This is a genomic window from Cryobacterium sp. TMT2-4 (assembly GCF_004402575.1).
Classification (GTDB): Bacteria; Actinomycetota; Actinomycetes; order Actinomycetales; family Microbacteriaceae; genus Cryobacterium; species Cryobacterium sandaracinum.
In genome coordinates, this window is the sequence record NZ_SOGE01000031.1 from 96,055 (window position 1) to 114,085 (window position 18,031).

Annotated in this window: 26 protein-coding genes; all 26 read left to right on the forward strand. The window is 63.1% G+C overall.

What is annotated here, in order from left to right; all coding sequences use genetic code 11:
• Position 1 precedes the first annotated feature (1 nt).
• The 26 genes from pilM to rplE all read left to right on the forward strand — a co-directional run bounded on the left by pilM (position 2) and on the right by rplE (position 17,962).
• Positions 2-1,042 carry a type IV pilus assembly protein PilM gene (gene pilM, locus E3O54_RS10450; RefSeq protein WP_134401555.1) on the forward strand — a complete coding sequence of 347 codons (1,041 nt, stop codon included), beginning with the start codon at positions 2-4 and terminating at the stop codon, positions 1,040-1,042.
• Positions 1,039-1,704, forward strand: a complete 666-nt coding sequence (locus E3O54_RS10455; RefSeq protein ID WP_104100978.1) for a hypothetical protein — start codon at positions 1,039-1,041, stop codon at positions 1,702-1,704. The genes pilM and E3O54_RS10455 overlap by 4 nt, the downstream gene beginning before the upstream one ends.
• Before the next feature lie 2 nt (positions 1,705-1,706).
• Positions 1,707-2,483, forward strand: a complete 777-nt coding sequence (locus E3O54_RS10460) for a hypothetical protein (protein ID WP_134401556.1) — start codon at positions 1,707-1,709, stop codon at positions 2,481-2,483.
• Between the two features lie 103 nt (positions 2,484-2,586).
• Positions 2,587-3,555 (forward strand): hypothetical protein, encoded by a 969-nt coding sequence (locus tag E3O54_RS10465; RefSeq protein ID WP_134401557.1) that lies wholly within the window; start codon positions 2,587-2,589, stop codon positions 3,553-3,555.
• Positions 3,556-3,616: 61 nt separating this feature from the next.
• Positions 3,617-4,126 carry a DUF6121 family protein gene (locus E3O54_RS10470; RefSeq protein ID WP_134401558.1) on the forward strand — a complete coding sequence of 170 codons (510 nt, stop codon included), beginning with the start codon at positions 3,617-3,619 and terminating at the stop codon, positions 4,124-4,126.
• A gap of 61 nt (positions 4,127-4,187) precedes the next feature.
• Positions 4,188-4,844, forward strand: coding sequence for a spermidine/putrescine ABC transporter substrate-binding protein (locus E3O54_RS10475; protein ID WP_134401559.1), 657 nt, complete (start codon positions 4,188-4,190; stop codon positions 4,842-4,844).
• A 323-nt stretch (positions 4,845-5,167) separates the two neighbouring features.
• A complete protein-coding gene (rpsL, locus tag E3O54_RS10480; protein WP_055811472.1) occupies positions 5,168-5,542 on the forward strand; it encodes a 30S ribosomal protein S12 in 375 nt (124 codons plus the stop codon).
• Positions 5,542-6,012 (forward strand): 30S ribosomal protein S7, encoded by a 471-nt coding sequence (rpsG, locus tag E3O54_RS10485; RefSeq protein ID WP_066597688.1) that lies wholly within the window; start codon positions 5,542-5,544, stop codon positions 6,010-6,012. The genes rpsL and rpsG overlap by 1 nt, the downstream gene beginning before the upstream one ends.
• 105 nt (positions 6,013-6,117) lie before the next feature.
• Positions 6,118-8,232 (forward strand): elongation factor G, encoded by a 2,115-nt coding sequence (gene fusA, locus E3O54_RS10490; RefSeq protein WP_104100974.1) that lies wholly within the window; start codon positions 6,118-6,120, stop codon positions 8,230-8,232.
• Positions 8,233-8,375: 143 nt separating this feature from the next.
• Positions 8,376-9,569 carry an elongation factor Tu gene (gene tuf / locus E3O54_RS10495; RefSeq protein WP_104100973.1) on the forward strand — a complete coding sequence of 398 codons (1,194 nt, stop codon included), beginning with the start codon at positions 8,376-8,378 and terminating at the stop codon, positions 9,567-9,569.
• Between the two features lie 134 nt (positions 9,570-9,703).
• Positions 9,704-9,934: an Rv0909 family putative TA system antitoxin gene (locus tag E3O54_RS10500; RefSeq protein WP_134511889.1), complete on the forward strand. Its 231-nt coding sequence runs from the start codon at positions 9,704-9,706 to the stop codon at positions 9,932-9,934.
• A 21-nt stretch (positions 9,935-9,955) separates the two neighbouring features.
• On the forward strand, positions 9,956-10,756 hold the full coding sequence (locus E3O54_RS10505) for a hypothetical protein (RefSeq protein ID WP_134401560.1): 801 nt from the start codon (positions 9,956-9,958) through the stop codon (positions 10,754-10,756).
• A gap of 534 nt (positions 10,757-11,290) precedes the next feature.
• Positions 11,291-11,599, forward strand: a complete 309-nt coding sequence (rpsJ, locus tag E3O54_RS10510) for a 30S ribosomal protein S10 (RefSeq protein WP_035834607.1) — start codon at positions 11,291-11,293, stop codon at positions 11,597-11,599.
• Positions 11,600-11,607: 8 nt separating this feature from the next.
• Positions 11,608-12,267 (forward strand): 50S ribosomal protein L3, encoded by a 660-nt coding sequence (gene rplC, locus E3O54_RS10515; RefSeq protein ID WP_104100970.1) that lies wholly within the window; start codon positions 11,608-11,610, stop codon positions 12,265-12,267.
• A gap of 4 nt (positions 12,268-12,271) precedes the next feature.
• Positions 12,272-12,922: a 50S ribosomal protein L4 gene (gene rplD, locus E3O54_RS10520; protein WP_104100969.1), complete on the forward strand. Its 651-nt coding sequence runs from the start codon at positions 12,272-12,274 to the stop codon at positions 12,920-12,922.
• A complete protein-coding gene (gene rplW, locus E3O54_RS10525) occupies positions 12,922-13,224 on the forward strand; it encodes a 50S ribosomal protein L23 (protein ID WP_104100968.1) in 303 nt (100 codons plus the stop codon). The genes rplD and rplW overlap by 1 nt, the downstream gene beginning before the upstream one ends.
• Positions 13,225-13,249: 25 nt before the next feature.
• The gene (gene rplB, locus E3O54_RS10530) at positions 13,250-14,089 is read left to right on the forward strand and encodes a 50S ribosomal protein L2 (protein WP_104100967.1); all 840 of its coding nucleotides are present in this window, start codon (positions 13,250-13,252) and stop codon (positions 14,087-14,089) included.
• A 9-nt stretch (positions 14,090-14,098) separates the two neighbouring features.
• Positions 14,099-14,380, forward strand: a complete 282-nt coding sequence (rpsS, locus tag E3O54_RS10535) for a 30S ribosomal protein S19 (protein WP_104100966.1) — start codon at positions 14,099-14,101, stop codon at positions 14,378-14,380.
• Between the two features lie 26 nt (positions 14,381-14,406).
• Entirely contained in the window at positions 14,407-14,772 is a 366-nt protein-coding gene (rplV, locus tag E3O54_RS10540) for a 50S ribosomal protein L22 (protein ID WP_104100965.1), read from the forward strand.
• The gene (rpsC, locus tag E3O54_RS10545; RefSeq protein WP_104100964.1) at positions 14,772-15,533 is read left to right on the forward strand and encodes a 30S ribosomal protein S3; all 762 of its coding nucleotides are present in this window, start codon (positions 14,772-14,774) and stop codon (positions 15,531-15,533) included. Before rplV ends, rpsC begins: the two co-directional genes overlap by 1 nt.
• A gap of 2 nt (positions 15,534-15,535) precedes the next feature.
• Complete coding sequence (gene rplP / locus E3O54_RS10550) at positions 15,536-15,955, forward strand: 50S ribosomal protein L16 (RefSeq protein ID WP_104100963.1); 420 nt, start codon at positions 15,536-15,538, stop codon at positions 15,953-15,955.
• The gene (gene rpmC, locus E3O54_RS17220) at positions 15,955-16,293 is read left to right on the forward strand and encodes a 50S ribosomal protein L29 (protein WP_134342141.1); all 339 of its coding nucleotides are present in this window, start codon (positions 15,955-15,957) and stop codon (positions 16,291-16,293) included. Before rplP ends, rpmC begins: the two co-directional genes overlap by 1 nt.
• Positions 16,294-16,295: 2 nt before the next feature.
• On the forward strand, positions 16,296-16,595 hold the full coding sequence (gene rpsQ, locus E3O54_RS10560) for a 30S ribosomal protein S17 (RefSeq protein ID WP_104100961.1): 300 nt from the start codon (positions 16,296-16,298) through the stop codon (positions 16,593-16,595).
• Positions 16,596-16,628: 33 nt separating this feature from the next.
• Entirely contained in the window at positions 16,629-16,997 is a 369-nt protein-coding gene (gene rplN / locus E3O54_RS10565; protein WP_104100960.1) for a 50S ribosomal protein L14, read from the forward strand.
• 3 nt (positions 16,998-17,000) lie between these two features.
• The gene (rplX, locus tag E3O54_RS10570) at positions 17,001-17,360 is read left to right on the forward strand and encodes a 50S ribosomal protein L24 (RefSeq protein WP_104171759.1); all 360 of its coding nucleotides are present in this window, start codon (positions 17,001-17,003) and stop codon (positions 17,358-17,360) included.
• The gene (gene rplE / locus E3O54_RS10575) at positions 17,360-17,962 is read left to right on the forward strand and encodes a 50S ribosomal protein L5 (protein ID WP_104100958.1); all 603 of its coding nucleotides are present in this window, start codon (positions 17,360-17,362) and stop codon (positions 17,960-17,962) included. The genes rplX and rplE overlap by 1 nt, the downstream gene beginning before the upstream one ends.
• Positions 17,963-18,031 lie beyond the last annotated feature (69 nt).

Below are 18,031 nucleotides of genomic sequence, written 5' to 3' on the forward strand. Positions count from 1 at the left end.
AATGACGACAAGTGTCGTAGGAATCGACATCGGAACGTCCGGTGTGCGTGCCGCTGAGGTGAGTGACGCAGACAAGGGGAAGCCGACCTTGCTTCGCTACCACTCGGTGGAATTGCCTGAAGGTGCGGTCAACCGTGGGGAGGTTGTTGAGCCCAATACTGTCGCGGCCGCGATCAAGACCTTGTGGTCATCAGGCGGTTTCAAGAGCAAGAAGGTAGTGCTGGGTATGGGCAACCATCGCGTACTTGCGCGCGATCTCACGGTGCCCAAAATGCCCATCAAACGCATCCGGGAGTCTCTTCCCTTCCAAGTGCAGGATCTGCTCGCGGTCCCGGTGGCCGACGCCCTGCTCGACTTTTATCCTATTTCTGAGAGCGAAGGAGAATCCGGGCCAGAGGTAAACGGGCTACTGATTGCAGCCGTCAAGGATGCGGTTCAGGGAAATGTCAAGGCGGTTCAGTTGGCTGGACTCACGCCCGTTGAAGTAGATCTGATCCCGTTCGCACTGACTCGGGTAATCCACAGAGGTGTGAAATCGGATGGCGGGGTGGTGCAGATCGACGTCGGTTTGGCAACCACCACTGTTGTTGTCACACTGCAGGGTGTCCCTCAATTCGTGCGGCTCATCCCCGCGGGAGGTGGAGACCTCACCCAAGCGATGGTCCTCCGTCTGGGTTTGACCGTCGAGGAGGCTGAGCTACTTAAACGTAAGATCGGTCTGGACCCAGCGACGGAGCATCCGCAGGCGACTTCGATCATCCACGAGGTGACGACCGAACTGCTCAACAGTCTGAGGAACACAGTCAACTATTTCGTGAACACGAGAAACCACATTCCAGTAACGCGGATTGTCCTTACTGGCGGTGGAGCTCACTTGCGTGGCTTCGCTGCCGCGCTAGGCGAGTTGACACGACTTCCAGTTTTTGAGGCCGATCCCGCTGCTTCAGTATTGCTTGGGCGTGGCGTCAACGTCGATGCGCTGCAGAACACTCGTGGTGCGTTTACCGTCGCACTGGGACTCGCCCTTGGGAGCCACGCATGAGCCGCTCCAAGGTCGGCGAGGAGCTTGTCTTTGGTGGAGAGCCGCGCGTTGACTTGTTGCCGCCGGAGGTCAAGGCAGGCAAGAAGGCTAACGCAACGCGTCGGCGTCTTGGGGCTACTCTCGTCGCCGTGGTACTGCTGATGATCACTGGCGTCGGCGCAGCCACATGGCATGCGCAGCAGAGCCGGGATGAGCTTGCCTCCGCCCAGGCGCGCACGGCAGAGTTGCTCGCCAGTCAGGCAAAGTATGCCGAAGTAAATCAGGTCCAAAATGAAGTCGACATCACCCTTGCAGCACGGCAATTCGGTGCGTCCACCGAAGTCGACTGGAAGGCCTACCTGTCTCAGGTTAGGGCCGCGCTGCCAGCAGACGTTTCCATCGATACGGTCGGCGTAGATGCCGCGTCGCCACTCGGCGTATACATCCAACCCACGGCACCCCTGCAAGCTGCGCGTGTTGCGACTCTCACGCTCACCGTGACCAGTCCGAACCTGCCGTCCGTACCGCAGTGGCTCGACGCGATCAAGGGGCTGCCTGGCTACGCGGATGCCACCCCCGGGTCGATCAAACGATCCGAGACGGGCGCGTATACCGTCAACCTGGTCATGCACATCAACGGTGGAGCGTATTCGAATCGCTTTGCCGACCCGGAAGGAAAGTAAGCATGGATCTGAACAGGCTCTGGGTTTTTGGCACCGTTGTGTTGATCGCGGCCACCGCCCTCCTCGGCTGGGTCCTCGGGATTTCCCCGAAACTCAGTGAAGCGAGTCTCGCCGACGCAGATCGTGTCGTGGTCGAGACCCAAAATTCAGCATCTGAGCTCAAAGTCGCTGCCCTAAAGGAGAAATTCGCCAGCATTGGAGAACTCAAGGGCGAATTGTCGGCGCTCAGATCGGCTGTCCCAGATGCGGCTGAGATCCCCGCATTCCTCACTCAGCTGGACTCCATCGCGCAGCAGCATCAAGTGACGCTGACCGACATTTCGGTGAACGACGCCCAGGCGTACGCACCCCTCGTTGTCGCTCCCCCCGCACTGGCAGCTGAGGCGGCGCCGACAGAGGGTGCTGCGTCACCAACACCCACTCCCACCCCAACCACGGCACCGACGGCGGCTGAGGAGGCCGCAGCCCTCGCTCCCGTGCCCAATGAGCTCATCACTGCCTCGAACTTCGTGTCCGTGCCCGTCTCCCTCACCGTTTCCGGCAGCTATGGGAACGTGCTCGACTTTATCGAGGGTCTTCAGAAGGGCACCCGGTTGGTCATGGTGACGACCTTTGCAACATCCATGGTTGAGTCTCCCCCCGTTGCAGCGCCAGCGGCCACCGACAAGACCGCCATCGACACCCTCGGGGGTTCGGATCAGGTGACTACCACGATCTCGGCGCTCATCTACGTTCTTCTCGATCCCAATACGGCCGCCGCAACAACCCCCGCAGGCTAGCCCGACTTGACCAGCGCCGCGTCCGGTCACGCCTCCCTCGACCGGGGGAGTCGCATTGCTAAGATTGTTGCTGATCGTCCCGGCCAACCACAAGGAGCGCACCATGAGCGACACATCGTCCCCTGAGGGCAACCGCAACCGTAACAACGACTCGAATCTTGAACCGGTCGACTACGCCGGCCATGAAGAGCGCACGGATGCCCCCGACTACACCGGCACCGGCTCCCACTCCGCTCCGGCCGAGTCCGGCGACGCGACCGATGCTGCCGCTGAGACACCGGCGCACTACCCGGCCACCCCCGTCGGCGAGCCGATCTCCTATGACACCCCCGCGACCTCCCGCGAGCCCGCGACGCCCACCTACGTGCCCGCCGCCTCCGTGAACATCGCCCCGGTGAACACCACCGCCGAGACCCGGCGCATCGAGCCCGGCGAGAACCCGACTGCGACCCCATCAGAGGCCCCGCCCGCCGAGGCCTATGCCCCCACGAACACCACGGCGCAGCCCCCCGTCTACATCCAGGCGCCGACCGCTCCCCGCTACAAGAGCAACCGCGGCCCCGGCGTGCTGATCGCCCTGCTCTCCACCGTCATCTTCGCCGCCCTCTACGCCGTGGTCGCGTTCGTGCTGTCCGGCATCGGCAGCTTGTCCATTGCGGACACGGCCTCGAAGTTCACCGACTTCATCGTGCTGCCCATCTTCTACGTGCCGGTCATCTTCTTCTTCGTCGCGTTCGCCCTTCTGGTGCTGATCGTGAACCGCGGCGGCTGGTGGGCCTACGTGCTCTTCGGCTTCCTGGTGGCCGTGGTCGTCTACTTCTCCTACATCGGGGCGGCGCTGCTGAGCGTGCAGGCCTGGAACTTCACGCCCGACCAGGCGGCGCGCTTCATCAGCCAGCAGTGGCTGAACCCGGGGGCCATCGCCGCTGCGGTCGTCGCCCGCGAGGTGCCGATCTGGGCCGGCGCCTGGATCGCCCGCAACGGCCGTGCCGTCACCGAACGCAACGCTGCAGCGAAGGCCGAATACGACCGCGTCCTCGCCGCCGGACCGCAGGGCATCCGCAGCAACTAGTCGGTCGACGCCCGGCGCTCAGCGTGCCGGGCCCCAGCAGGTACGCCATCAAGGGGGAGCGATGCGAAATTACCAGAAGTACGCGACGGTCGTCGCCGTCTTCGCGGCAGTGCTCCTTGCCGCGCTCCTCGTCGCCGCCTTCGGAATGATCAGCCTGCTGACCGACACAGATGTCATCAGTGACCCCAACGCCGGACCTCTCGTCGGCCCGATCATGACCGCCGCCGCCGTGGTGCTGGTGTTCACCCTGATGCTGCTGCTCGGGCTGCGCACCAGACCGGAGAACCAGCGGATCGCCGTCGGGTACTCCCTCGGCACCGGGGTCGCCGCACTTGTCGTCTTCGTTCTGGTGGGCGGGGTGCTCTACGCGCTCGGCACCGGGGTGCCGGCCGACACCGCCGGGCTCCCGGGCGATAGCGTCGGGTTCGCAGCCTCCGTGCTGCTGGGCCCGTTCGCGGTGACCACCGGCATCCTCTCCTTCATCGTCACCCTGCTCTACTCGCTGGTCCTCGCCTCACGGATGCCCGAACGCGGCCCCCCGAAGTGGCCGTGGGAGCAAGGCGAAGACTGAAACCCCGCCGGCCTGAAAGTCGCTGACTGCGGAGCACTCCGATCGGGTACCCTTGACTCTCATGGGCGGTTCCATCGAGTTGCGGGTCAGCCAACAGGTTGACGATTGGCTCAACTGGCTGCCTCGCTGGCGCCCGGGCACGCATCGCGGCCGCTCACGCCTGTGCCGCACCTGCTTCGGGTCGCCGGTCATCGCCGCCGCCGGCCTCGCCATGGATGTCCCGCACGCCGTGCAGCACGCCCTCGCCATGCGCCTGAAGCACCTGATCGACGCCGAGGTCGACGAGTTCACCGAGACGCACCTCCCCCTGCTGCTCCGGGAGATCCGCCTGAACGAGGAGCGCAAGCAGGCCGCGTTGACCTACCGCCCCGCTGAGGGCCTCGACCCGGCCTACACCGGCCTCGACCTCGACCCGCCGGCCATGCCCGACGCCCCCTACCTCTTCACCTTCGCCGAACTCGCCCGGCCCGAGGCATCCGTGGCCCTGCCCGTTGACCCGCCTCCCTTGACCGACGAGGAGAAGGCGGCCATCCGCGCCGAGGTCACACGCGCCGACGAACACGCGGCGCTGGTCGGCGGTCGGGTCTGCGCCGAACTGTCCCGGCACCGTGAACGGATGCGCAGCGCCGTCACCGAATTCGCCGAACCCTGGGTGCTCGCTCTCCTCGCCGACCTCGACACCGCGCTCGATTCCCCGCTCTGGCCGCGCGGCCCGTGAACAGCACCTGAACGAACCCCTGGGGCCGCGTGATCCATTTGACCCAGCGGTCACCTCCGGGATATCCTTTGTACGTGTGCGCTTTGTCGTGCGCTTGAGTCATGCCACCGCGATCTTGTCGTGCCGCACCTTAGGCGCCTTGATGTGGCACTCACACAGGGTGTGCTCTCCGAGCAGCCCCCACGGCATACCCACTACGGCCCGCGTAACTCATTCCGCGTGTTTCGGTGGGTCCAGATGAACTCGATCGGGCCGGAAACGGAGCGATTCGAATGCTAACCATCAATGAGCTGTCACCGTGCAGCAAAAACAAGGAGTAATTAGTGCCCACCATTCAGCAGTTGGTACGAAAGGGCCGCAGCCCCAAGGTCACCAAGACCAAGGCGCCCGCCCTGAAGTCCAACCCCCAGCAGCGCGGCGTGTGCACCCGTGTTTACACGACCACGCCGAAGAAGCCGAACTCGGCCCTCCGCAAGGTCGCCCGCGTCAAGCTGTCGAACGGTACCGAGGTCACCGCCTACATTCCCGGCGAGGGTCACAACCTGCAGGAGCACTCGATGGTGCTCGTCCGCGGTGGTCGTGTGAAGGACCTCCCCGGTGTTCGATACAAGATCGTTCGCGGCGCACTGGACACCCAGGCCGTCAAGAACCGCAAGCAGGCTCGTAGCCGCTACGGCGCCAAGATGGAGAAGAAGTAATGCCTCGTAAAGGCCCAGCGCCCAAGCGTCCCGTTATCGCTGACCCGGTATACGGCGCCCCCATCGTCTCCCAGCTCGTCAACAAGATCCTCCTCGACGGCAAAAAGGGCCTCGCCGAGCGTATCGTTTACGATGCACTCGAAGGCGTCGTTGCCAAGAACGGTGCGGATGCCGTCGTCACCTTGAAAAAGGCACTCGACAACGTGCGCCCGACCCTTGAGGTGCGTTCGCGCCGCGTCGGTGGTTCCACCTACCAGGTGCCCGTCGAAGTCAAGCCGCACCGCGCCAACACCCTGGCTCTGCGCTGGTTGACCAGCTACGCCAAGGCTCGTCGCGAGAAGACGATGACCGAGCGTCTCACCAACGAAATTCTCGACGCATCCAACGGCCTCGGCGCCGCTGTGAAGCGCCGCGAGGACACGCACAAGATGGCCGAGGCGAACAAGGCCTTCGCTCACTACCGCTGGTAGTCGCGCTCCGGAATCCGGGCTTGTCGAGAGCAGATCTCGATGGGCCCGGCGACCGGATGCCCTGTTTCGCCCCAAGATCCACAAGCAAACTTCCGGAGGACCCCCGTGGCACTTGACGTGCTCACCGACCTGAGTAAGGTCCGCAACATCGGCATCATGGCTCACATTGATGCTGGCAAGACCACCGTCACTGAGCGCATCCTGTACTACACGGGTGTCAATCACAAGATCGGCGAGACGCACGACGGCGCCTCGACCATGGACTGGATGGCGCAGGAGCAGGAACGTGGCATCACCATCACGTCTGCCGCGACGACCTGTTTCTGGGCCTCAAACCAGATCAACATCATCGACACCCCCGGCCACGTCGACTTCACCGTCGAGGTGGAGCGTTCGCTCCGCGTCCTCGACGGCGCCGTCGCAGTGTTCGACGGCAAGGAGGGCGTTGAGCCCCAGTCGGAGACCGTCTGGCGCCAGGCCGACAAGTACGACGTGCCCCGCATTTGCTTCGTCAACAAGATGGACAAGCTCGGCGCCGACTTCTTCTACACGGTCGACACCATTGTCAAGCGCCTCGGTGCGAAGCCGCTCGTCATCCAGCTGCCCATCGGCGCCGAGAACACCTTCGAAGGTGTTGTCGACCTCGTCGAAATGCGTGCACTGACTTGGCGCGGCGACTCCAAGGGTGACGTCGAGATGGGCTCCAAATACGCCATCGAAGAGATCCCGGCCGACCTTGCCGAGCAGGCCGCGGAATACCGCAAGCTGCTCCTTGAAACCGTCGCCGAGACCGACGACGACCTCATGGAGAAGTACTTCTCCGGCGAAGAGCTCACCGTCTCCGAGATCAAGCACGCGATTCGGGGGCTCACGGTCTCCAGCGAGATCTATCCGGTCCTCTGCGGTTCCGCGTTCAAGAACCGCGGCGTTCAGCCGATGCTTGACGCAGTCGTCGACTACCTCCCCACCCCGCTCGACGTGCCGGCCATCGAAGCCCACGACGCGCGCGACGAGGAAAAGGTCATCATGCGTCACCCCGACGCGACGGAGCCGTTCACGGCCCTCGCGTTCAAGGTCGCCGTTCACCCGTTCTTCGGTCGTCTGACCTACGTTCGCGTGTACTCCGGTCACCTTGACTCCGGCGCCCAGGTCGTCAACTCGACCAAGGGCAAGAAGGAGCGCATCGGCAAGATCTTCCAGATGCACGCCAACAAGGAGAACCCGGTGGCCTTCGTGACCGCCGGTCACATCTACGCGGTCATCGGCCTCAAGGACACCACCACAGGTGACACCCTGTGCGACCCGAACGCGCAGGTCGTGCTCGAGTCGATGACGTTCCCTGACCCGGTCATCGAGGTTGCGATCGAGCCGAAGACGAAGCAGGACCAGGAAAAACTGGGTCTTGCGATCCAGAAATTGGCCGAAGAAGACCCGACCTTCCGCACCGAGCAGAACCAGGAAACTGGTCAGACGGTCATCAAGGGGATGGGTGAACTTCACCTGGACATCCTGGTCGACCGGATGCGACGTGAATTCAACGTCGAAGCCAACGTCGGCAAGCCTCAGGTCGCCTACCGCGAGACCATCCGCAGGGCGGTCGAGCGTCACGACTACACGCACAAGAAGCAGACCGGTGGATCCGGGCAGTTCGCGAAGATTCAGATCGCGATCGAGCCGCTCGAGATCACTGCCGAGAAGAGCTACGAGTTCGTCAACAAGGTCACGGGTGGCCGCATCCCCCGGGAGTACATCCCCTCGGTGGACGCAGGAATCCAGGATGCGCTGCACGTTGGCGTCCTGGCCGGCTACCCGATGGTGGGCGTCAAGGCAAGCCTGCTTGACGGCGCCGCGCACGACGTCGACTCCTCGGAGATGGCGTTCAAGATTGCCGGTTCGATGGGCTTCAAGGAAGCCGTTCGTAAGGCTGACCCTGTTCTGCTCGAGCCGCTGATGGCCGTCGAGGTTCGTACGCCCGAGGAGTACATGGGCGACGTCATCGGCGACCTCAACTCGCGTCGTGGACAGATCCAGACCATGGAGGACGCTCAGGGCGTGAAGGTAATTCGCGCCAACGTGCCGCTGTCGGAGATGTTCGGATATATCGGTGACCTGAGGTCGAAGACCTCGGGCCGCGCGGTGTACTCGATGACCTTCGAGAGTTACGCGGAGGTCCCCCGGGCCGTGGCCGAAGAGATCATCCAGAAGAACAAGGGCGAATAGCCTGAGGCTTCCGGTCTCTCCGGGCCTTCGGGCCGAAATCGCTTCGGCCTCCCGGCCCGAGTAGCATAAGTACACAAATCCAGCAGTTTCACCGGCCGCAAACCAGCGGTCGATGGAGCCATGAGTCCTGAGGAGGACCCACAGTGGCCAAGGCCAAGTTCGAGCGGACCAAGCCGCACGTAAACATCGGAACGATCGGTCACGTTGACCACGGAAAGACCACGCTGACTGCAGCGATCTCCAAGGTCCTTGCCGACACGTATCCGTCCAAGACGAACGTTCAGCGCGACTTTGCGTCGATCGACTCTGCTCCGGAAGAACGCCAGCGCGGTATCACGATCAACATCTCGCACGTTGAGTACGAGACCGAAAAGCGTCACTATGCGCACGTAGACGCACCGGGCCACGCTGACTACATCAAGAACATGATCACCGGTGCTGCCCAGATGGACGGGGCGATCCTTGTGGTTGCCGCTACTGACGGCCCGATGGCTCAGACCCGTGAGCACGTCCTGCTCGCGAAGCAGGTCGGCGTGCCGTCCCTGCTCGTGGCACTGAACAAGTCCGACATGGTTGACGACGAAGAGATCCTCGAGCTCGTTGAGCTCGAGGTTCGCGAACTCCTCTCCGCCCAGGGCTTCGACGGCGACAACGCTCCCGTCGTGCGCGTTTCCGCACTCAAGGCGCTTGAAGGCGACGAGAAGTGGGTCGGCAACATCCTTGAGCTCATGAAGGCTGTCGACGACTACTTCCCGGAGCCCGTCCGCGACAAGGACAAGCCCTTCCTGATGCCGATCGAGGACGTCTTCACGATCACCGGTCGTGGAACCGTCGTCACCGGCCGCGCCGAGCGTGGAACCCTCAAGATCAACTCCGAGGTCGAGGTTGTCGGCATCCGCCCGACCATCAAGACCACGGTCACGGGTATCGAGATGTTCCACAAGCAGCTCGACGAGGCATGGGCCGGCGAGAACTGTGGCCTTCTTCTTCGTGGCACCAAGCGCGAAGACGTCGAGCGCGGCCAGGTTGTCGTCAAGCCGGGTTCGGTCACTCCGCACACCGACTTCGAGGGCACCGCGTACATCCTGTCCAAGGATGAGGGTGGGCGTCACAACCCGTTCTACGCGAACTACCGCCCGCAGTTCTACTTCCGCACCACGGACGTCACCGGCGTCATCACGCTGCCTGAGGGCACCGAGATGGTCATGCCCGGCGACACCACCGACATGAACGTCGCGCTGATCCAGCCGATCGCCATGGAAGAGGGCCTCGGCTTCGCCATTCGTGAAGGTGGCCGCACCGTTGGCGCCGGAACGGTGACCAAGATCGTCAAGTAGTCCCCTTCAGAAAATGGGGTCGGTCCTTCGGGGCCGGCCCTTTTTTCGTGCCCGACTTGCGGGGCCAGTTGATCCCGAATCGCCCAGGAACTAGCCTTGACATGAACCTCAACAGCCCCAGATCGGAGCACCCCGTGAATTTCAACGACATCAGCCGCAAAGCGCAGGAGTTCCTCAAAACAGAGAAGGGCGAGAAGATCGCCGACAAGATTCTCGACGGGGGCGCCGCCGCCGCGAACAAGGTCACCGGCAACAAGCACGCCGACAAGATCAAGGATGCCCGCGCGGCGGCGGACAAACACCTCGGTCGCGGGGACGGTCCGACCGACCGCGACGCTCGAGGCACTGGCCCCGACGGCAGGTAACCGCTGGTCGAGCTCACTTCGGTGACCGAGCGCACCGTGGCGCGGGTCGTGCGCCGGTTCGCGCGTGGCATGCCACCTGCGAACGGGTCCGCGGCTGTCCTGTGGGGACTCCCCACTCTCGCCGGCTGGCCGCCCGAGGTCCAGTCCCTCCCCGAACGCACCCGCGGCGGACGCTCGACGCCGGGTATCCGCAAGCATGCATTGGGACTCGACACGCGGGATATCGCCGTGGTGAACGGACTCCTGGTCACCAGCGTCGAACGCACGGTCGTCGACCTCGCCGCCACTCTGGATCTGAAGTCCGCGGTCGCCATGGCCGACCGCTCCATTGCGGTGGATCGCAGGGGGCGCATTCTGCCTCTGACCACCAGAGCCAGGCTGCTTGAGACCTGGGAAGGGTTGCTTCCCTTCCGCGGGTCCGTGCGGGCGCGGGCCGTGATCGACTTCTCTTCGACGCTGTCCGGTTCCCCCAACGTGTCCGGAAGCCGCGTCAACGTGGCGCTGAACGGATTTCCGGAGCCGGTGCTGCAGCATCCGTTCGTCGTCGAAGGCAAGACCGTCTTCACGGACTTCTACTGGATCGACGAGAACTCGGTGGGGGAGGCCGACGGCAAGGGCAAATACTTCGACCCCGTGTTGCGAGGCGATCGCACCACCGCCGAGGTGTTCTGCGACGAGAAACGCCGTGACGGTGGCGTGCGGCACCAGGTGCACGCGTTCACCCGGTGGGACTTCCCGGTCGGGATGAGTCAGAGTCGGCTGCGCACTCGGCTGCTGCAGTTGGGGCTGCCGTTCGGGCGCCCGCGACTCCAGTTTCGGTGAGGTGCCGGTGGTGCGCGGGTGTTGCGCCGCTGCGCTGGTGGCGTGCCCCGCGCGGAGCGGCGCAGCACTCGCGCGAGGCGTGAATGGCGGCGGCGACGCGCCCGGGGCGAGAGCCGGCCGAGCCGCGGAACGACGCGGATGTGGCGACACGCCGCCCGCGACACGCCCGGGTTGCACAATGACCCAACCCTGTGGCAGACTCTTCTAGTTCAACACTTTCGACTGCCGCGCTGCACGCGGTGTCGGGATCACTGCCAGGCAGTGCATAGCTTGTGCCGTTCGCCGTAAAAGGCGCCAGGTGCACAGTTAGGCCGCGGGTAGCAGAACATAGCTCAAACCAACAGCCGGGACAGCTGGGTAAATCCATGCCTTCCCCCACGCGCGAGTGTGGAGAAGCGGGTTGGCTCGGCATGACCGCTCCGCGGCCCTGCCGAAATTGACAGATGAACAGTGGTGCGACAGCAGCAGTGCTACTACGGCGTCCAATGCAGCCCCTCGGGATGTACGAAGCCTTGACAAGAAAGCGAGTTCGACATGGCGGGACAGAAAATCCGCATTCGACTTAAGTCGTATGACCACGAGGTCATCGACATCTCGGCGCGCAAGATCGTCGACACAGTGACCCGCGCGGGTGCGACTGTCGTCGGCCCCGTGCCGCTTCCGACCGAGAAGAACGTGGTGTGTGTCATCCGTTCCCCTCACAAGTACAAGGACAGCCGGGAGCACTTTGAAATGCGCACCCACAAGCGTCTGATCGACATCATTGACCCGACCCCGAAGGCTGTCGACTCGCTCATGCGTCTCGACCTGCCGGCCGACGTCAACATCGAGATCAAGCTCTAGGGCCCGCGATGTCTTACTCAGATACCAAGACCACCAAGGGTCTCCTCGGCAAGAAGCTCGGCATGACGCAGGTGTGGGATGAGAACAACAAGCTCGTTCCCGTCACCGTCATCGAAATCTCGCCCAACGTTGTCACCCAGATCCGCAGCAAGGACATCGACGGTTACGCCGGCGTCCAGATCGCTGCCGGGGCCATCGATCCGCGCAAGGTCAACAAGCCTTCCGCCGGACACTTCGAAAAGGCAGGCGTCACGCCTCGCCGCCACCTCACCGAGCTCCGCACTGCGGATGCCGCTGACTACACCCTGGGTCAGGAGCTCACCGTTGACGGTGTGTTCGCTGCCGGTACCAAGGTCGACGTCATGGGCACCAGCAAGGGCAAGGGTTTCGCCGGTGTTATGAAGCGTCACAACTTCAAGGGTGTTTCCTCCTCTCACGGTTCGCACCGCAACCACCGCAAGCCTGGTTCCATCGGTGCTTCCTCGACCCCGAGCCGTGTCTTCAAGGGCATGCGCATGGCCGGTCGTATGGGTGGCGAGCGCGTCACCGTGCTGAACCTCAAGGTTCACGCCGTGGATGCCGAGAAGGGCCTCCTGCTGGTCAAGGGTGCCGTTCCCGGCGCCAAGGGCCGCCTCGTATTCGTCCGCAATGCAGTGAAGGGAGCCTAGTCGTATGACTACCTCACTCGATCTCATCGACGCCAAGGGTAAGAAGGCCGGCTCCGTCGAGTTGCCCGCCGAAATCTTTGACGTTCAGACCAACGTCCCGTTGATCCACCAGGTCGTCGTCGCGCAGCTCGCTGCCGCACGTCAGGGAACTCACAAGACCAAGCGTCGTGGCGAGGTTTCCGGTTCCGGCCGCAAGCCGTTCAAGCAGAAGGGAACCGGTCGCGCTCGTCAGGGCTCGATCCGCGCCCCTCAGATGACCGGTGGTGGAATCGTCCACGGACCGACCCCGCGTAACTACGAACAGCGCACCCCCAAGAAGATGATCGCGGCAGCACTGCGTGGATCCCTTTCCGACCGCGCCCGTGGCGACCGCCTGCACGTCGTGACCGCACTCTTCAGCGCCGAGACGCCCAGCACCAAGGGCGCCATCGAGCTGCTCAGCCAGATCGCCAGCAGCAAGCATGTGCTGGTCGTCCTGGAGCGCACCGACGAACTGACGCTGCGCAGCATCCGCAACCTGCCGACGGTGCACGTTCTGCCGTGGGACCAGCTGAATGCCTATGACGTTCTCGTCAGCGACGACATCGTCTTCACCAAGGGCGCGTTCGACGCGTTCGTGGCGAGCAAGACCAAGAAGGAAGAGGTGTCCGCATAATGGCTACCCCGATCAACAAGGATCCCCGCGACGTCATCATCGCTCCGGTCGTCTCTGAGAAGAGCTATGGCCTGATCGACGAAGGCAAGTACACCTTCATCGTGGACCCGCGCTCGAACAAGACCGAAATCAAGCTTGCGATCGAAAAGATCTTCAAGGTGGAGGTCGCTTCGATCAACACCATGAACCGCATCGGCAAGACGCGTCGCACGAAGTTCGGTCAGGGCAAGCGCAAGGACACCAAGCGTGCCATCGTCACGCTCAAGTCCGGTTCCATTGACATCTTCACGGCCGTCGGCTAAGCGGCGCGGACTAGAGGAATAAGAAATGGCTATTCGTAAGTTCAAGCCCACGACTCCCGGTCGTCGCGGTTCATCTGTTGCAGACTTCGCAGAGATCACCCGCTCCACGCCGGAGAAGTCCCTGCTTCGCCCCCTGTCCAAGACCGGTGGCCGTAACAACCAGGGTCGCATCACCACCCGTCACATCGGTGGTGGACACAAGCGCCAGTACCGTCTGATCGACTTCCGTCGTAACGACAAGGACGGCGTCAACGCCAAGGTTGCTCACATCGAGTACGACCCCAACCGCACGGCGCGCATCGCGCTCCTGCACTTCATGGACGGCTCCAAGCGCTACATCATCGCCCCGAACAAGCTGAACCAGGGCGACATCGTAGAGTCGGGCGCCGGCGCTGACATCAAGCCCGGCAACAACCTGCCGCTGAAGAACATCCCGACCGGTACCATCATCCACGCGGTCGAACTGCGTCCGGGCGGTGGCGCCAAGATGGCCCGCTCCGCCGGATCATCCGTTCGCCTCGTTGCGAAGGATGGCATCTACGCCCAGCTGCGCCTGCCGTCCGGAGAAATCCGCAACGTCGACGCCCGCTGCCGCGCCACGATCGGCGAGGTCGGCAACGCCGAGCAGTCGAACATCAACTGGGGTAAGGCCGGCCGGATGCGCTGGAAAGGCGTTCGCCCGACCGTTCGTGGTGTCGCCATGAACCCGGTTGACCACCCGCACGGTGGTGGTGAGGGTAAGACGTCCGGTGGACGTCACCCCGTCAGCCCTTGGGGCCAGAAAGAAGGGCGTACCCGCCACCCGAACAAGGAAAGCGACAAGCTCATCGTTCGTCGCCGTACCGTCGGCAAGAAGCGTAAGTAGGAGTAGACGATGCCACGCAGTCTCAAGAAAGGCCCGTTCGTTGACGACCACCTGCTTCGCAAGGTTGTCAAGGCGAACGAAGCCAGCAGCAAGAACGTAATCAAGACCTGGTCGCGCCGTTCGATGATCATCCCCGGCATGCTCGGGCACACCATCGCCGTGCACGACGGACGCAAGCACATCCCGGTGTTCGTCACCGAGAGCATGGTCGGGCATAAGCTCGGCGAGTTTGCGCCCACCCGCACCTTCCGTGGACACGTGAAGGACGACAAGAAGGGCCGTCGCCGCTAACGCGGGGACGTGAAGGAGGATAAGAAATGGTGGAGTCGATCGCACGCGTGCGTCACATCCGCGTTACCCCCCAGAAGGCTCGTCGCGTTGTCAACCTGATCCGCGGCAAGCAGGCCTTCGAGGCCCTGGGAATTCTGAAGTTTGCGCCGCAGGGCGCGAGCGACCCGGTGTACAAGCTGGTTGCCTCGGCAATCGCCAACGCGCGAGTCAAGGCTGATGCAGCCAACACCTTCCTCGACGAGCAGGACCTGTTCGTCAGCCAGGCGTTCGTTGACGAGGGTACGACCCTCAAGCGTTTCCAGGCCCGTGCACAGGGTCGCGCATTCCAGATCAAGAAGCGCACGAGCCACATCACGGTTGTGCTCGCCACTCCTGAGGAGGGTACGAAGTAATGGGTCAGAAAGTAAACCCCTATGGCTTCCGTCTGGGAATCACGACCGACCACGTGTCGCGTTGGTTCTCTGACAGCACGAAGCCGGGCCAGCGTTACAGCGACTTCGTCGCTGAAGACGTCAAGATCCGCCGCCTGTTGAGCACCAGTCTCGACCGCGCCGGCGTGTCCCGCATCGAGATCGAGCGCACTCGTGACCGCGTTCGCGTCGACATCCACACCGCCCGTCCGGGCATTGTGATCGGTCGCCGCGGCGCGGAGGCTGAGCGCATTCGCTCCGACCTCGAGAAGCTCACCGCCAAGCAGATCCAGCTGAACATCCTCGAGGTGAAGAACCCCGAGGTCGACGCTCAGCTGGTCGCTCAGGGCATCGCCGAGCAGCTCTCCGCTCGCGTGGCATTCCGCCGCGCGATGCGTAAGGGCCTGCAGGGTGCCCAGCGCGCCGGTGCCAAGGGTGTTCGCATCCAGGTCTCCGGTCGCCTGGGTGGCGCCGAAATGAGCCGTTCGGAGTTCTACCGCGAAGGCCGTGTGCCCCTGCACACTCTGCGCGCGAACATCGACTACGGGTTCTACGAAGCCAAGACCACCTTCGGCCGCATCGGCGTGAAGGTTTGGATCTACAAGGGCGACATCACCAACAAGGAACTCGCTCGCGAGCAGGCCAACGCTAAGTCGACCCGCCCCGAGCGTCGTGACGACCGACCGCGTCGTGCGCCCCGCGCAGAGGCAGCGGCACCGGTTGCAGCAGGAGTTGAGGCATAACCATGTTGATTCCACGCAGAGTCAAGCACCGCAAGCAGCACCACCCGGGCCGTACCGGCCACGCAACCGGTGGTACCGAGCTGTCGTTCGGTGAGTACGGCATCCAGGCCCTCACGCCCGCCTATGTGACCAACCGTCAGATCGAGTCCGCTCGTATCGCGATCACCCGTCACATGAAGCGCGGCGGCAAGGTCTGGATCAACATCTACCCGGACCGCCCGCTCACCAAGAAGCCGGCCGAAACCCGCATGGGTTCCGGTAAGGGTTCCGTCGAGTGGTGGGTTGCCAACGTCAAGCCCGGTCGCGTGCTTTTCGAACTCAGCGGTGTCACTGACATCGTCGCAAAGGAAGCGCTGACCCGCGCTATCCATAAACTGCCCTTGAAGGCACGCATCATCAAGCGCGAGGAGGGCGACGCATAATGGCGATCGGATCCAAGGAGCTCGCCTCAGTCGAGCTCGACACTTTTGAAAACGAGCGGTTGTTCGATGAGCTGAAGAAAGCGAAGGAAGAACTCTTCAACCTTCGCTTCCAGTCGGCCACCGGCCAGCTCGAGAGCCACGGCCGCCTCCGCGCGGTCAAGCGCGACATCGCTCGCATCTACACGGTTCTCCGTGAGCGCGAGTTGGGCATTCGTCCGACTCCCGCACCAGTCGAGGCTCCGGCCAAGGCTGAGAAGAAGACCAAGAAGGCCAAGCCTGCAGTGGAGTCCGTTGACGACTCCGCTGCGGCCGACGCCGCCCAGACGAAGGAGGCCTAGTCATGGCGAAGACTGACGAAAAGGTCGTCGCTGCCGAGGCTGAGGCTCTCGTTCGCGGCTACCGCAAGACGCTGCGTGGTTACGTGACCAGCGACAAGATGGACAAGACCATCGTTGTCGAGGTCGAAGACCGCGTGAAGCACCCCCTGTACGGCAAGGTCATCCGCCGTACGTCCAAGCTGAAGGCTCACGACGAGGCGAACATCGCCGGCGTCGGCGACCTGGTCCTGATCAGTGAGACCCGTCCGCTCAGCGCTTCCAAGCGCTGGCGCCTGGTCGAGATCCTCGAGAAGGCCAAGTAAGCCTCGCGCTTACTTGATAGAAGGGTATAAAAAGTGCTTCAGCAAGAATCACGACTCAAGGTTGCCGACAACACGGGTGCCAAGGAGCTGTTGACCATTCGCGTGCTCGGCGGCTCCGGCCGTCGCTACGCAGGCCTCGGCGACACCATCGTCGCCACGGTCAAGGACGCGATCCCGGGCGGCAACGTCAAGAAGGGCGACGTCGTCAAGGCCGTCGTCGTTCGCGTCAAAAAGCAGACCCGTCGTTCAGACGGTTCGTACATCAAGTTCGATGAGAACGCCGCAGTGATTTTGAAGAACGAAGGTGACCCCCGCGGCACCCGAATCTTCGGACCGGTCGGTCGCGAGCTTCGCGACAAGAAGTTCATGAAGATCATCTCGCTGGCACCGGAGGTTATCTAAATCATGGCCAGACTCAAAAAGGGTGACCTCGTAGAGGTCATCACCGGCCGCACCCAGGCCCGCGGCGGAGACCGTGGCAAGCAGGGCAAGGTCATTGCCATCCTGGTGGAGAAGAACAGGGTCCTCGTTGAGGGCATCAACTTCGTCACCAAGCACGTTCGCGTGGGCCAGACCCAGCGCGGCACCAAGACCGGCGGCATCGAGACCATGGAGGCGCCGATTCACGTGTCCAACGTGGCCCTCGTCGACCCGGAGACCAAGAAGCCGACTCGCGTCGGATTCCGCCTCGAAGAAGTAACGAAGGACGGCGTCACCAAGACGGTCCGCATCCGTTACGCCAAGAAGTCAGGGAAGGACCTCTGATGACCGACACTTCAGTTGCAGCAGCAGAAGCGCCCGTTGAGGCCGCCCTGCCGCGTCTCAAGCAGAAGTACCGCGATGAGATCATGGCCCAGCTCAGCAAGGACCTCGGCTTCACCAACGTTCACCAGATTCCGAACCTGGTCAAGATCGTTGTGAACATGGGTGTCGGCGAGGCAGCACGCGACGGCAAGATCATGGATGGCGCCGTCTCCGACCTCACCAAGATCACCGGTCAGAAGCCGCAGGTCACCAAGGCCCGTAAGTCGATCGCGCAGTTCAAACTGCGTGAAGGACAGCCCATCGGCACGCACGTCACACTTCGTGGCGACCGCATGTGGGAGTTCCTCGACCGGCTCCTGAGCCTGGCGCTTCCGCGCATCCGCGACTTCCGTGGTCTGAGCGACAAGCAGTTCGATGGCAGCGGTAACTACACCTTCGGTCTCACCGAGCAGGTCATGTTCCACGAGATCGACCAGGACCGGATCGACCGTATCCGCGGTATGGATATCACGGTTGTGACGACGGCCAAGAACAACGAAGAAGGCCGCGCGCTGCTCAAGGCGCTGGGCTTCCCGTTCAAGACGGCCGAAAACACCAAGTAAAGTAGCTCTTTGGCTCTTGTAGTACAAATCCGGGGCTGGACAACCGTCCAGCCCCACCACGACCAAGGT

Excerpts from the sequence above, each read along its gene's own strand:
- rplV (WP_104100965.1), top strand. The coding sequence starts at position 14,407 with ATGGTGGAGTCGATCGCACGCGTGCGTCACATCCGCGTTACCCCCCAG.
- E3O54_RS10465 (WP_134401557.1), top strand. The coding sequence starts at position 2,587 with ATGAGCGACACATCGTCCCCTGAGGGCAACCGCAACCGTAACAACGAC.
- rpsC (WP_104100964.1), top strand. The coding sequence starts at position 14,772 with ATGGGTCAGAAAGTAAACCCCTATGGCTTCCGTCTGGGAATCACGACC.
- rplX (WP_104171759.1), top strand. The coding sequence starts at position 17,001 with ATGGCCAGACTCAAAAAGGGTGACCTCGTAGAGGTCATCACCGGCCGC.
- rplP (WP_104100963.1), top strand. The coding sequence starts at position 15,536 with ATGTTGATTCCACGCAGAGTCAAGCACCGCAAGCAGCACCACCCGGGC.
- E3O54_RS10470 (WP_134401558.1), top strand. The coding sequence starts at position 3,617 with ATGCGAAATTACCAGAAGTACGCGACGGTCGTCGCCGTCTTCGCGGCA.
- pilM (WP_134401555.1), top strand. The coding sequence starts at position 2 with ATGACGACAAGTGTCGTAGGAATCGACATCGGAACGTCCGGTGTGCGT.
- rpmC (WP_134342141.1), top strand. The coding sequence starts at position 15,955 with ATGGCGATCGGATCCAAGGAGCTCGCCTCAGTCGAGCTCGACACTTTT.
- rpsS (WP_104100966.1), top strand. The coding sequence starts at position 14,099 with ATGCCACGCAGTCTCAAGAAAGGCCCGTTCGTTGACGACCACCTGCTT.
- rpsG (WP_066597688.1), top strand. The coding sequence starts at position 5,542 with ATGCCTCGTAAAGGCCCAGCGCCCAAGCGTCCCGTTATCGCTGACCCG.
- rplE (WP_104100958.1), top strand. The coding sequence starts at position 17,360 with ATGACCGACACTTCAGTTGCAGCAGCAGAAGCGCCCGTTGAGGCCGCC.
- E3O54_RS10455 (WP_104100978.1), top strand. The coding sequence starts at position 1,039 with ATGAGCCGCTCCAAGGTCGGCGAGGAGCTTGTCTTTGGTGGAGAGCCG.
- rplD (WP_104100969.1), top strand. The coding sequence starts at position 12,272 with ATGACTACCTCACTCGATCTCATCGACGCCAAGGGTAAGAAGGCCGGC.
- rplB (WP_104100967.1), top strand. The coding sequence starts at position 13,250 with ATGGCTATTCGTAAGTTCAAGCCCACGACTCCCGGTCGTCGCGGTTCA.
- rpsJ (WP_035834607.1), top strand. The coding sequence starts at position 11,291 with ATGGCGGGACAGAAAATCCGCATTCGACTTAAGTCGTATGACCACGAG.
- E3O54_RS10460 (WP_134401556.1), top strand. The coding sequence starts at position 1,707 with ATGGATCTGAACAGGCTCTGGGTTTTTGGCACCGTTGTGTTGATCGCG.
- rplC (WP_104100970.1), top strand. The coding sequence starts at position 11,608 with ATGTCTTACTCAGATACCAAGACCACCAAGGGTCTCCTCGGCAAGAAG.
- E3O54_RS10475 (WP_134401559.1), top strand. The coding sequence starts at position 4,188 with ATGGGCGGTTCCATCGAGTTGCGGGTCAGCCAACAGGTTGACGATTGG.
- rpsQ (WP_104100961.1), top strand. The coding sequence starts at position 16,296 with ATGGCGAAGACTGACGAAAAGGTCGTCGCTGCCGAGGCTGAGGCTCTC.
- rplW (WP_104100968.1), top strand. The coding sequence starts at position 12,922 with ATGGCTACCCCGATCAACAAGGATCCCCGCGACGTCATCATCGCTCCG.